This window comes from Proteus hauseri, from assembly GCF_004116975.1.
In the GTDB taxonomy this organism is placed as follows: Bacteria; Pseudomonadota; Gammaproteobacteria; order Enterobacterales; family Enterobacteriaceae; genus Proteus; species Proteus hauseri.
Genome location: NZ_CP026364.1, coordinates 3110917 through 3123161, shown reverse-complemented (window position 1 = coordinate 3123161; position 12245 = coordinate 3110917). Strand labels below are relative to the sequence as shown.

Annotated in this window: 13 protein-coding genes and 1 other annotated feature; of the genes, 3 read left to right on the top strand and 10 right to left on the bottom strand. The window is 37.6% G+C overall.

The window, feature by feature from the left end; genetic code table 11:
* The 6 genes from pheT to thrS form a co-directional block, all read right to left on the bottom strand.
* Positions 1-2388, bottom strand: a complete 2388-nt coding sequence (gene pheT, locus PH4a_RS14225; protein WP_129040632.1) for a phenylalanine--tRNA ligase subunit beta — start codon at positions 2386-2388, stop codon at positions 1-3.
* Between the two features lie 14 nt (positions 2389-2402).
* The gene (gene pheS / locus PH4a_RS14220; RefSeq protein ID WP_064719710.1) at positions 2403-3386 is read right to left on the bottom strand and encodes a phenylalanine--tRNA ligase subunit alpha; all 984 of its coding nucleotides are present in this window, start codon (positions 3384-3386) and stop codon (positions 2403-2405) included.
* A 100-nt stretch (positions 3387-3486) separates the two neighbouring features.
* Positions 3487-3612 (bottom strand) — a sequence feature (Phe leader region).
* Between the two features lie 102 nt (positions 3613-3714).
* Entirely contained in the window at positions 3715-4071 is a 357-nt protein-coding gene (gene rplT, locus PH4a_RS14215) for a 50S ribosomal protein L20 (RefSeq protein WP_036937406.1), read from the bottom strand.
* Between the two features lie 41 nt (positions 4072-4112).
* Positions 4113-4310 carry a 50S ribosomal protein L35 gene (gene rpmI, locus PH4a_RS14210; RefSeq protein ID WP_004263702.1) on the bottom strand — a complete coding sequence of 66 codons (198 nt, stop codon included), beginning with the start codon at positions 4308-4310 and terminating at the stop codon, positions 4113-4115.
* Between the two features lie 94 nt (positions 4311-4404).
* Positions 4405-4944: a translation initiation factor IF-3 gene (gene infC / locus PH4a_RS14205; protein WP_074379346.1), complete on the bottom strand. Its 540-nt coding sequence runs from the start codon at positions 4942-4944 to the stop codon at positions 4405-4407.
* Positions 4945-4947: 3 nt separating this feature from the next.
* Positions 4948-6876 (bottom strand): threonine--tRNA ligase, encoded by a 1929-nt coding sequence (gene thrS / locus PH4a_RS14200; protein WP_129040630.1) that lies wholly within the window; start codon positions 6874-6876, stop codon positions 4948-4950.
* Between the two features lie 653 nt (positions 6877-7529).
* On the opposite strand from thrS, the gene PH4a_RS14190 reads away from it, so the two are divergent.
* Positions 7530-7958, top strand: a complete 429-nt coding sequence (locus PH4a_RS14190; RefSeq protein ID WP_129040626.1) for a PACE efflux transporter — start codon at positions 7530-7532, stop codon at positions 7956-7958.
* A 58-nt stretch (positions 7959-8016) separates the two neighbouring features.
* Here PH4a_RS14190 and PH4a_RS14185 read toward each other — a convergent pair whose 3' ends face one another.
* Both PH4a_RS14185 and PH4a_RS14180 read right to left on the bottom strand, forming a co-directional pair.
* Entirely contained in the window at positions 8017-8706 is a 690-nt protein-coding gene (locus PH4a_RS14185) for a helix-turn-helix domain-containing protein (RefSeq protein ID WP_129040624.1), read from the bottom strand.
* A 93-nt stretch (positions 8707-8799) separates the two neighbouring features.
* The gene (locus PH4a_RS14180; protein WP_129040622.1) at positions 8800-9138 is read right to left on the bottom strand and encodes a tRNA-binding protein; all 339 of its coding nucleotides are present in this window, start codon (positions 9136-9138) and stop codon (positions 8800-8802) included.
* Positions 9139-9383: 245 nt separating this feature from the next.
* On the opposite strand from PH4a_RS14180, the gene PH4a_RS14175 reads away from it, so the two are divergent.
* Both PH4a_RS14175 and PH4a_RS14170 read left to right on the top strand, forming a co-directional pair.
* Positions 9384-9980, top strand: coding sequence for a GNAT family N-acetyltransferase (locus PH4a_RS14175; RefSeq protein WP_129040620.1), 597 nt, complete (start codon positions 9384-9386; stop codon positions 9978-9980).
* Positions 9981-10076: 96 nt separating this feature from the next.
* A complete protein-coding gene (locus PH4a_RS14170; protein WP_129040617.1) occupies positions 10077-10790 on the top strand; it encodes a MarC family NAAT transporter in 714 nt (237 codons plus the stop codon).
* On the opposite strand, the gene PH4a_RS14165 is transcribed toward PH4a_RS14170, so the two are convergent.
* On the bottom strand, positions 10763-11458 hold the full coding sequence (locus tag PH4a_RS14165) for a transglycosylase SLT domain-containing protein (RefSeq protein ID WP_129040615.1): 696 nt from the start codon (positions 11456-11458) through the stop codon (positions 10763-10765). The genes PH4a_RS14170 and PH4a_RS14165 overlap by 28 nt on opposite strands.
* 342 nt (positions 11459-11800) lie before the next feature.
* Positions 11801-12097, bottom strand: coding sequence for an immunity protein (locus PH4a_RS14160; RefSeq protein ID WP_129040613.1), 297 nt, complete (start codon positions 12095-12097; stop codon positions 11801-11803).
* Positions 12098-12245 lie beyond the last annotated feature (148 nt).

Below are 12245 nucleotides of genomic sequence, written 5' to 3'. Positions count from 1 at the left end.
CTAGTCCCTCAAGGATGCTTGGAATCGCTGTTTCAATGCTGCTACACAGGTATTGACTGTTGCAGCAATCTCATCTTCTTCCAGAGTATGCTCGATATCCTGCAAGATTAAGCTAATAGCGAGGCTTTTATAACCCTCTGCTACTCCTTTACCACAATACACATCAAATAAGTTTATGCCAACTATTTGATTTCCGCCAACTTTCTTACATTCGGCTAAAATATCCTCTGCAGCTACATCATTCGGAACAACTACAGCAATATCTCTACGATTTGAAGGGAAACGTGAAACAGCTTTTGCTTGCGGTAAATTGCGGTTTGCAATAGCGTCCCAACGTACTTCAAATACAACCGTGCGGCCGTTTAAATCAAGTTTACGTTCAAGCTCTGGATGAACAACACCAATACAGCCAATATATTCATTTCTCAGATAAATCCCAGCACTTTGTCCCGGATGAAGGGCTGGATGCTCGGCTGATTTAAATGTAATTTCATCTAACTGGCCTGTCAATTCCAGAATCGATTCAATATTACCTTTCAAATCAAAGAAATCAACAGTTTGCTTATCTAAAGACCAATGTTCTTCATAACGGTTGCCCGCAATCACACCAGCAAGCATAAGTTCCTGACGTATTCCATATTCTGCTTGATTATCAGGAACAAAACGCAGACCTGCTTCAAATAACCTAACTCTGGTTTGTTGTCGATTCTGATTGTAAACCACAGTCGTTAATAATCCTGTCAATAATGATAATCTCATTGCAGACATATCTGATGATATTGGATTAGGTAAAATTAACGCTTCTTCGTTAGGATGCAATAAACTTTGTACCTTAGGATCAACAAAGCTATAAGTAATCGCTTCTTGAAATCCATTATCTACCAGCATCGTTTTTACACGTTTTAATGGCAAGTTCGCTTCACGATGATTGGTCATAATTAAATCAGCGCGCAGTGGTACATCAGGAATATTGTTATAACCATAAATACGGGCAACTTCTTCAATCAAATCTTCTTCGATTTGCACATCAAAGCGCCATGTTGGCACAGTTGCTAACCAACCATCATTCTCGACAGTAACACCAAAACCTAATCGAGTTAATGAATCGAGAACTTGTGCACCATCAATTTTATGACCTAATAAGCGGTCTAGTTTTGCACGAGTTAATTTAACTGGAGCAATGTTGGGTAAAAATTCTTTATTTGTGACATCAATCACTTTACCAACTTCACCACCACACACTTCTAATAAAAGTTTAGTCGCGCGTTCTATTGCTTTATATTGAAGCGCTGAATCAACGCCACGCTCATAACGATGAGATGCATCGGTATGTAAGCCATAACGGCGGGCGCGCCCCGTGATTGATAATGGAGAGAAGAATGCACACTCTAAGAAGACATTCTTGGTTTCCTCATTCACACCTGAAGATTCACCACCAAAAATACCCGCCATTCCTAAAGCTTGTTTTTCATCAGCAATAACTAATACATCGTCTTTTAATGTAATTTCATTGCCATCAAGTAAAGTCAGTTTCTCACCATCTTTACCCATACGGACAACAACAGCACCCTCAACACGATCAAGATCAAACGCATGTAGAGGCTGCCCCATTTCCAATAAAATCAGATTGGTAATATCAACAATTGGATCAATAGAACGGATCCCACCACGGCGCAGTTTTTCTTGCATCCATAAAGGTGTTTTGGCCTTCACATTTATATTAGTGAAAACACGCCCTAAATAACGAGGACATGCTTGTGGCGCTTCAACTCGGACAGGGAATGTTGCCGCAGAGGTCGCTTCTACTGGTGCCATATCTGGCACTTGACACTCCATTTTATTGACTACTGCGATATCACGAGCTACACCCATAATACTTAAGCAATCAGCACGGTTAGGTGTAATGCTAATTTCAATTGCATTATCATTAAGTTTTAAGTATTCACGAATATCAATACCAATAGGCGCATCAGCAGGCAATTCAATAATACCATCATGGCTTTCTGAAATAGCTAATTCAGAAAATGAACACAACATGCCTTCTGATGATTCGCCACGTAATTTGGCTGCCTTAATTTTGAAATCGCCAGGTAATACAGCGCCAACAGTTGCGACAGCAACTTTTAAACCTAAACGGCAATTAGGTGCACCACAAACGATATCTAATAATCTATCACCGCCTACGTTGACTTTTGTCACCCGCAGTTTATCAGCATTAGGATGTTGTCCACATTCAACAACTTCCCCCACATAAACACCGTGAAAATCACCGGCAACTTTTTCTACGCCATCAACTTCTAAACCCGCCATCGTCAGCTGTTCAGAAAGTTCTTCGCTAGTAATCGCTGGGTTTACCCACTCACGTAACCAAAGTTCACTGAATTTCATGAGATAATCCCACCTTATTTAAACTGTTTGAGGAAACGAAGATCATTTTCGAAGAATGAACGCAAATCAGTTACACCGTAACGTAACATTGTTAGGCGCTCCATACCCATACCGAACGCAAAACCTGAGTATACTTCAGGATCAATACCAACATTACGCAATACATTTGGGTGCACCATACCGCAGCCTAATACTTCCAGCCATTTACCATTTTTACCCATAACATCAACCTCTGCAGAAGGCTCTGTGAATGGGAAATAAGAAGGACGGAAGCGAATTTCCATATCTTCTTCAAAGAAGTTTTTTAGAAAATCGTGCAATGTGCCTTTTAAGTTGGTAAAGCTAATATCTTTATCAACAATCAGGCCTTCAGTTTGGTGGAACATTGGGGTATGCGTTTGGTCGTAATCATTACGATATACGCGACCAGGTGCAATAATACGGATAGGTGGTTGTTTGTCTTGCATGGTACGAATTTGCACACCTGAAGTTTGCGTACGTAACAAACGTTTGGCATCAAACCAGAATGTATCATGGTCTGCTCTTGCTGGATGATGAGCAGGGATATTTAACGCATCAAAGTTATGATAATCATCTTCAATTTCAGGGCCATTCTCAACAGAAAAGCCTAATTCGCCAAAGAAAGTTTCAATACGTTCAATAGTACGAGTGACTGGGTGAAGGCCACCATTTTCAATGCGACGACCAGGCAAAGAGACATCAATTTTCTCAGCAGATAGACGTTCATTTAATATTGCTGATTCCATCTGTTCTTTACGAGCATTCAGCGCTTGCTGAACCTCTTGTTTAGCCTGATTAATGACAGCCCCTGCAGCTGGACGATCTTCAGCGGGTAAGTCGCGCAGCGTGGACATCTGAAGCGTTAAATGACCTTTTTTCCCCAAGTATTCAACACGAACCGAATCCAGCGCAGCAACATCCTGTGCCTCTTCGATAGCTGCTTTAGCTTGAGCAACGAGTTCAGCGAGATGTGGCATCGTTTCCTCTTCCTTTGACCTGATGAGGTCTATTAGTTGTTATCAATGATGACGATTAAAAAATTGCCTTTTTGATTTCTCTCTCAAGATGAGAGTTGAAAACAAAAAAGCCTCCATATTGGAGGCTTCAGGCGCTACTTTTCGTTTCTTTTCTTACGCGCAAAAGCCCCCTAAATTAGGCGCTAAAGTAAAAAAAGAAGCGGAAAAAAGCGAAACTTAACATTTTTTGTATCTCGTTGAGTATTAACTTATTGAATTTCTAACATTAAGCCATAAATTCAAACAAAATAAAAGAGGGAGAAAACTCCCTCTTCTACTTACTGACTAATTAAGCCAGAGCACCTTTCGCTTTTTCAACAAGTGCAGCAAATGCTACTTTGTCGAATACAGCGATGTCAGCCAGAATCTTACGGTCGATTTCAATGGATGCTTTTTTCAGACCATTGATGAAACGGCTATAAGACATACCGTTCTGACGAGCTGCTGCGTTGATACGCGCAATCCACAGTTGACGGAACTGACGTTTTTTCTGACGACGGTCACGGTACGCATATTGACCAGCTTTGATAACAGCCTGAAAAGCAACACGATATACACGTGAACGTGCACCGTAATAACCTTTAGCTTGCTTTAAAATCTTTTTGTGACGAGCACGGGCGACAACGCCACGTTTAGCACGAGCCATATTAATCTCCTAATGTCTTGAATTCTGTTAAAAAATGATACTTATGCGTATGGTAAGCAAGCTACGACCAGGCCTAAATCTCCTTTAGAGACCATGCCTTTTGGACGTAAATGACGTTTACGCTTAGTTGATTTTTTAGTCAGAATGTGACGGAGGTTAGCATGTTTGCGCTTAAAGCCACCACCTGCAGTTTTTTTAAAGCGTTTAGCTGCACCGCGTACTGTTTTAATCTTTGGCATTTCTATAATCCACTTCGCATTGTTAATAACATAAAATAATTAGGCGAATAACTACCAACTCCGAAGAGTTGGCGCTATTACTTGAGTTGCCCGATTATTTCTTCTTCGGTGCGAGCACCATGATCATCTGACGACCTTCAATCTTATTAGGGAAAGATTCAACAGTTGCCAGTTCATCCAAATCCTGACGGATGCGGTTAAGCACTTCCATACCGATTTGTTGGTGCGCCATTTCACGACCACGAAAACGTAGTGTTACTTTAGCTTTATCGCCATCTTCAAGAAAACGAATCAGGTTGCGTAGTTTGACCTGATAGTCGCCTTCATCTGTACCAGGACGGAATTTAACTTCCTTGACCTGAATAACTTTTTGTTTCTTTTTCTGTTCTTTGAGAGTCTTACTTTTCTCATAGAGGAATTTGCCGTAGTCCATAATACGACAAACCGGCGGCTCGGCATTAGGACTAATTTCTACTAAATCAGCACCTGCTTCCTCGGCTTTCTCAAGAGCCTCTTTCAGACTAACAACACCAATCTGTTCGCCATCTAAACCTGTTAAACGAACTTCATGAGCGCGAATCTCACTGTTGATACGATTCTGACGCGTTGATTGAATTCTTTTTCCGCCTTTAATACCTTATTCCTCCAACTGATGAAGACTTCTGCTTCTAATTTCTTGCAGAAGCTTTTCTTTAAATTCGTTAACGTCGACACTGCCAAGGTCTTTTCCTCGGCGAGTACGAACCGCTACTTTGCCTGATTCGACTTCTTTATCACCGCAAACAAGCATGTACGGAACACGACGTAAAGTATGTTCACGAATTTTAAAGCCAATCTTCTCATTTCTCAAGTCTGCTTTTGCACGAATTCCGGCATCTTGCAATTCTTTGACGAGTTTTTGTACATAATCAGCCTGTCCATCCGTGATATTCATCACGACAACCTGCTGTGGTGCTAACCAAGTCGGGAAGAACCCTGCGTATTCTTCTGTCAGAATACCAATAAAACGTTCTAACGAACCTAATACCGCTCGGTGAAGCATTACAGGTACTTTACGCTCATTATTTTCAGCAACGTAAGATGCATTTAACCGACCTGGGAGTGAGAAGTCCAGCTGTACTGTACCACACTGCCACGCACGATCTAAACAGTCGTAAAGTGTAAATTCAATTTTAGGGCCATAAAACGCCCCTTCGCCTGGCTGATATTCAAATTCAATATTATTATCAGTCAGCGCTTTTGCTAAGTCTGCTTCTGCGATATCCCATAAAGCATCTTCACCGATGCGTTTTTCTGGGCGAGTTGACAGCTTAACAACGATTTTTTCAAATCCGAAAGTAGAATATACATCATAAATCAATTTGATGCAGTCATTTACTTCACTTAATATTTGTTCTTCTGTACAGAAGATGTGTGCATCGTCTTGTGTAAAGCCACGAACACGCATTAAACCGTGCAATGCACCTGATGGTTCATTACGATGACAACTACCAAATTCAGCCATACGTAATGGTAAATCACGGTAAGAACGCAGACCTTGTTTAAATATTTGTACATGGCCCGGGCAGTTCATTGGTTTGATGCAATATTCACGATTTTCTGAAGACGTTGTAAACATATGTTCTTTGTAGTTTTCCCAGTGACCTGTTTTTTCCCAAAGAACGCGATCCATCATAAATGGACCTTTTACTTCCTGATAATCATATTCTTTTAATTTACAACGCACAAATGTTTCTAACTCACGGAAAATTGTCCAGCCATCATTATGCCAGAATGCCATACCCGGCGCTTCTTCTTGCATATGATACAAATCAAGCTGTTTACCAATTTTACGGTGGTCGCGTTTTGCTGCTTCTTCCAAACGTTGTAAATAGGCTTTTAACTGTTTCTTATCAGCCCAAGCGGTACCATAAATGCGCTGTAGCATTTTGTTATCGCTATTACCACGCCAGTATGCGCCAGAAATTTTCTGTAATTTAAAATCATGACAGAAACGCATGTTTGGTACATGAGGACCACGGCACATATCAACATATTCTTGGTGATGATAAAGTCCTGGCTGCGAGTCTTGACTGATGTTTTCGTCAAGAATAGCCACTTTATAATCTTCGCCTCGCGCAACAAAAGTGTCACGGGCTTCGCGCCAGCTTACGCGTTTTTTAATAACGTCATAATCTGTTTTCGCCAACTCTAGCATACGTTTTTCTAGAGTTTCTAAGTCTTCCTGCGTCAAAGAGCGGTCTAAATCGACGTCATAGTAGAAGCCGTTTTCGATAACAGGACCAATCGCCATTTTGGTTTGAGGCCAAAGTTGTTTAATTGCATGTCCCAATAAGTGGGCACAAGAGTGACGAATAATCTCAAGACCTTCATCATCTTTGGCGGTAATAATTGCTAGATTGGCATCGTTTTCGATTAATTCACAGGCATCCACCAGCTCACCATTAATACGACCTGCAATACAGGCTTTTGCGAGACCGGGGCCGATATCTGCAGCAACATCCATGACAGATACTGCATTTTCAAATTGACGTTGGCTTCCATCAGGAAGAGTAATAATTGGCATTTAAAATCCTTAATTACAGTGGTGACCCATACGCAAGATCACTTGCAAGCTTTTTATTTTATAAATTTTCAGTACGTTACGATAACTTCTCACTTTACCTCGCGAGGTATGTACACAATTACGCATCTCTATTTACCAAGTAAATACCCATAGCATAACCGAGCCTTATCGCAACTCAGCGTGAATATTATCACAGACTATAAGGATTTATACATTTATCTGTCTACATTTATTTAAGTGATACAAAGTAAAGATATAGCCGAGTACTTTATAACATTTAAAGCTCTTTTTTATCTCTTTAGCACCTTAAGCTGTGTTTTTATACAGTAAAAATTTCTTGATAACTTATAAAAAAGAGCCCCCTGGAAAACACATAAAAATAGGTTTATCAGCAAGAATGAAACAAAAAAAGATTTAGTTTCAACAGTCTTTGAAGATCCCCATTCCTGTGTAATTACAGACTCCCTCTTATTCTAAGGAAAATTAAGTTATTAATTAGTTGCATCTAAAAAATCCAAGAGTGACAAAAAATTTCAAAAAAGAATGAGTAATTTTGCAATCTATTATTGATTTTATTATTGTATTAAGCGGAAACCGTGGCTTTAAAACAATTTTCACTGAGGCGGTTCAGTTTAAAAATAAAGGTATATAGTGTGTTTTATCTCAAACCTCGCCCTCGAAAACTTGTTTATGCAATCACTTTTGAATCTATTGCTATTTTATTAAGTGCCTTGTTGCTAGCAATTCTTAGCCAAAGTCAATCTCACGATTCACTACCCGTTGCCATTGCCGTCTCTGTTATTGCACTTATTTGGAATTACTTTTTCAATTCATTATTTGAGTTTGTGGAATTTAAGCTAAAAATTCAAAAACGAAGTGTACTCACACGTCTTATACATGCTGTTAGTTTTGAATTAGGATTATTTCTCTTCACAATTCCACTCTATATGTGGTGGTACCATGTAGATTTTATAAAAGCGATGAGGATGGAATTAACTATTTTAGTGTTCTTTTTTATCTATACCTATATGTTTACATTAATATTTGATAAGTTGTTTCCACGAATATATACAACAAGCTAAATACTTTTTAGCCTACCTTAAAGATTAAATTGCTATAATTTTATTATAACTATTAACGTTATAACCCACGATATTCATTAGGACTTTTACTAAAATACTGTCGGAACGCCTGGCTAAATGCAGAATGAGATTCATACCCCACAGCTAAAGCTATATTCTCAATATTACAAGGCGTGTGCCTTAATAATTCTGCTGCTTTAATTAATCGTTTTTGCGTCACATACTGCATCACTGATACATCTAATTCAGATTTCATTCTTCGTTGCAACGTACTCACTGAAATATTAAATGTGATAGCAATATCTTTTGTAGTTAATGGCATATGCAATTTATTTTCTAACCATAAATCTAGATGATCTTGCCAACTTTTTTGGGGCTTCATTTGAGCTAATAATAAACGTGTTATTGTTGGATATTGCTCTGGTGCTTGAGGATATTGGCGTAACCAGTCTAATAATCCAATGGCTGCGGGAGATAAACTAAACTGCCCACCTTTTTCACTAAATTGCCATTGTGATGTAGTAGGAAGCTCTAATATAAGATTTTTATTATCAATACAGCCAGAAAAGGCATGATTTACAGTAGGTGGAATAATAAGACACTGCTGATGTAAGATCAGAAAATCTTCTCGATTAAAATTTACTTCCATCGAGCCAGATAAACCAAAAATGATCTGCCAAATATTATCGTGCTGATGTGACACTGTCTCTTGTGTATAACATCGAAAATGTAATTCAGGCAATAGCAAAAAGACGCTCCTACATATCAATCTTGCGACTTAGCTTATACTATAGCAAATCTTAGCCAATAATCGCTATATAAGAGCAAATACAAATAATAGTTAGGCTAACCGAGAGCCATTAGGTAATGGCAAATTAAACTCGGCCAGTACAATAGCACCCGATGCATCAGGTGCGCCGGTAATTAACACCTCAGACTTTATGCCTGCAATACGTTTAACTGGGAAATTACAGACACATAAAATACGACGACCAATTAACTCTTCTGGTGCATAGTTTACTGTAATTTGAGCACTAGAGCGCTTTATACCAAGTTCACCTAAATCAACATCCATTACATATGCTGGCTTATTCGCTTTTTTATTTATCTCAGCACTAATAATTGTACCAACACGCATTTCAACTCGTAAAAAATCATCCCATTCGATTGTATCTGACATTTTCGCTACCAAATTGTTAAATTTATGGGTACAGATTATCATGCATCTCTGTTATTTATCTGTATCCAAACAGTCATAATCTGTTGCTAAAAATGCACGCTAGTTTTGCTCCGTAATTTTTATTTTTTATACAGAATATTTCTATCTAATCCCTAAATAGCAATATCAATTCATAAAATTGTTATGTATAAAAAGTATTCTCAGTTCAATAAAAATTGAATTTACAACAGCAAAGAGAATACATAATGAAAAAAATGACTGATTGGACAATATTAGAAGGAAAATTGGTTCGTTTAGTACCCTTAAACATGGAGCACTACTCAAAATTACTTGAGCTAATTGAAAAAGATAAACCCGATGAGCTTTGGTATACCACAGTGCCATCAGTCACAACATTAAAACAAGATATTGGACATAAAATTCAGTTACAAGAACAAGGATTAATGCTGCCATTTACAATTATTTCTAAAGCAGATAATAGTGTGATAGGAATAACGACATTTATGAATGTAGATAACCAGACTCCCCGCTTAGAAATTGGATCTACATGGTATGCAAAAAAAGTTCAAAGAACAGGTATTAATACTGAGGCTAAATATCTATTACTCACTTATGCTTTTGAATATTTACAATGTATTGCTGTTGAATTTCGTACTCATATATTAAATCAAACAAGCCGAAAAGCGATAGAGCGCTTAGGTGCAAAGCTTGATGGAATATTACGTAATCATCGATTAACGACAGGGGGGCAACGCAGAGATACCTGTGTATACAGTGTTACAGATTATGATTGGCCTGCAGTTAAAATACACCTGGAGTGGCTAATGAATAAATATAAATAAATACAAAGATTATTATCATCAAAGTAACTTTTATTGCCTTTGATTTGTTATAATTATCATTCCTTAATTATCTATTATTGGGAGCTTTTATATTCCATGCACTCTGTTTACCAGTTTTTTCAAGCTATTGGCCTTGGTCTTATTTTACTTCTTCCTTTAACCAATCCATTAACAACAGTTGCTCTTTGGCTTGGTCTTTCAGGAAGTATGACCAAAGAACAGCGTAATCAGCAATCGTTAATGGCATGTGTTTATATTTTCATTATTATGACCATTGCATTCTACGCTGGTCGAGTAATAATGACTACTTTTGGGATTTCTATTCCAGGTCTACGTATTGCTGGCGGAATGATTGTTGCTTTTATTGGCTTTAGTATGTTATTTCCAAATACGCCGAATGTTGATGACCCTATAGATGATGATAAAAATCCTCATAGAAACCCACAAGCACCAAATATTGCTTTTGTGCCCTTAGCAATGCCAAGTACAGCAGGACCTGGTACTATCGCAATGATCATCAGTACTGCCGCATCAATTCCTTCGCGTACAGATCTTGCACACTGGGTATTATATGTCGCCCCTATCACCACTTTCTTTTTAATTAGCTTACTCGTTTGGTTATCACTAAGAGGCTCTACAAAGATCATGAAATACCTTGGTCATAGTGGTATCGATGCTATTTCTCGCGTTATGGGATTTCTATTAATTTGTATGGGTGTTCAATTTGTAATTAATGGCGTTTTAGAAATCATTGCTGATCTGCCTACTTTATTACAACAAGTTCAATCTACAGCTAATTTGCCAGAATAATTATCTGTAGAGTGATACGCTGCTTTAACTTTCGCTAAATAGCGAGGTGCTTGAGCTGCTGGGTGATTTTTTTCTACATAACGATAAAAATCATCCGCACTCATAGCATTAATCTTAGCTATTGCGTTGTCTCTATTATTATCAAATGTTCTTAGTAACGCCCCAGCACCATTCACATAAGCAAGGATCGTTGCATAATAAAGCGTTTCTGGGTTATTAATACCTGAAAGATGACGCTCTCGCAGTAATTGAATATAAGCCGTACCCAAATCAATATTAGTCGCAGGGTCTTTTAACTGAGCTGTTGTTGGCTGACCTGATTTACCTCTATTTTGATAAATATCTCTTCCTGCTGTTGATGCTTTAATTTGCATTAATCCAACAGCATTCGATTTACTAATCACTTCAGGTCTAAAGTTTGATTCAACTTGTATAATAGCTTTAATTAATGTTTCATCAACATCATAGCGGGCAGAGGCTTGCTGAATATGTGAATCAAACGGTGTTGCTTTCCATTGAGCCGTAGAAATAGACGCATTATTTACCCGGTTTTCAATGGGTTTTGCCTTTAAAAATCGTGTTGAGCTATTTTGAACGGACTGTTTATTATCACTAGCACAGCCAGCCAAAAGTAAAATACACAGAGAAAATACGATTTTTCTTTTCACGCTTTATCCTTTCCATAAATAATGATATGAAAAACACCTTCACATTAAATATCAATAAATTACAAGTTGCGGGTTTTATTTTCACATATCAACACAGGCTAGAATATGACAAACCATAACAAATAAATCAATATGAACGCGCATTCACATTCCCACTCTGCTATATGCCCTCAAATATTCTAGGGGCACATTTCTATTACTTTTATTTTTTCTTATAGATAGAGAATGCTCTAGCATTTCTATACAAACAAAAATGCATCGAATATTAGGAATATTTTTACAATATGCTTAAATAGTTTTATCTCATTAGATTCAGATAATTTTATTGCTCACAATTCTTCGTCATAAAAAATTCACAAAAATACGAGTTTTATGGTTATTTAATGCCATATTTTTTTGAGTAACAAAATCTGGCTCTCTCCAATTAGGGCCTTTAATTGCTAGCCCCTTATTATCTTTAGCTAATTTACCTTCCTGTAAAAGCTTACCCATTGTTTTTATAAGTATAGCTTTTTCAACAACTTCAAATTTATATCTCACATAACATCGATCAATACTTGGATATGACGTTTTTGGACCAAAATATAAAAGTACATCCTCTACACTTTCATTTTGATAAATACTTTTTAAATCGATCATTATCTTATCTCCTGAGGTTCTGTTCATTAATATGATAATTTCACCATTGCGAGATTACTTAGGTATTTTTCATAACTCGCTAATATTGAAGGATTAATAAGCCAAGTAAAATAGCTTATTAATTTGTCGTTTCAATGATTTAAATAGC

What these genes read in the sequence shown, in the direction of transcription:
- pheT (WP_129040632.1), bottom strand. Translation starts at nt 2,388, where the DNA reads ATGAAATTCAGTGAACTTTGGTTACGTGAGTGGGTAAACCCAGCGATT.
- pheS (WP_064719710.1), bottom strand. Translation starts at nt 3,386, where the DNA reads ATGCCACATCTCGCTGAACTCGTTGCTCAAGCTAAAGCAGCTATCGAA.
- rplT (WP_036937406.1), bottom strand. Translation starts at nt 4,071, where the DNA reads ATGGCTCGTGCTAAACGTGGCGTTGTCGCCCGTGCTCGTCACAAAAAG.
- rpmI (WP_004263702.1), bottom strand. Translation starts at nt 4,310, where the DNA reads ATGCCAAAGATTAAAACAGTACGCGGTGCAGCTAAACGCTTTAAAAAA.
- thrS (WP_129040630.1), bottom strand. Translation starts at nt 6,876, where the DNA reads ATGCCAATTATTACTCTTCCTGATGGAAGCCAACGTCAATTTGAAAAT.
- PH4a_RS14180 (WP_129040622.1), bottom strand. Translation starts at nt 9,138, where the DNA reads ATGTCAGATACAATCGAATGGGATGATTTTTTACGAGTTGAAATGCGT.
- PH4a_RS14175 (WP_129040620.1), top strand. Translation starts at nt 9,384, where the DNA reads ATGAAAAAAATGACTGATTGGACAATATTAGAAGGAAAATTGGTTCGT.
- PH4a_RS14170 (WP_129040617.1), top strand. Translation starts at nt 10,077, where the DNA reads ATGCACTCTGTTTACCAGTTTTTTCAAGCTATTGGCCTTGGTCTTATT.
- PH4a_RS14160 (WP_129040613.1), bottom strand. Translation starts at nt 12,097, where the DNA reads ATGATCGATTTAAAAAGTATTTATCAAAATGAAAGTGTAGAGGATGTA.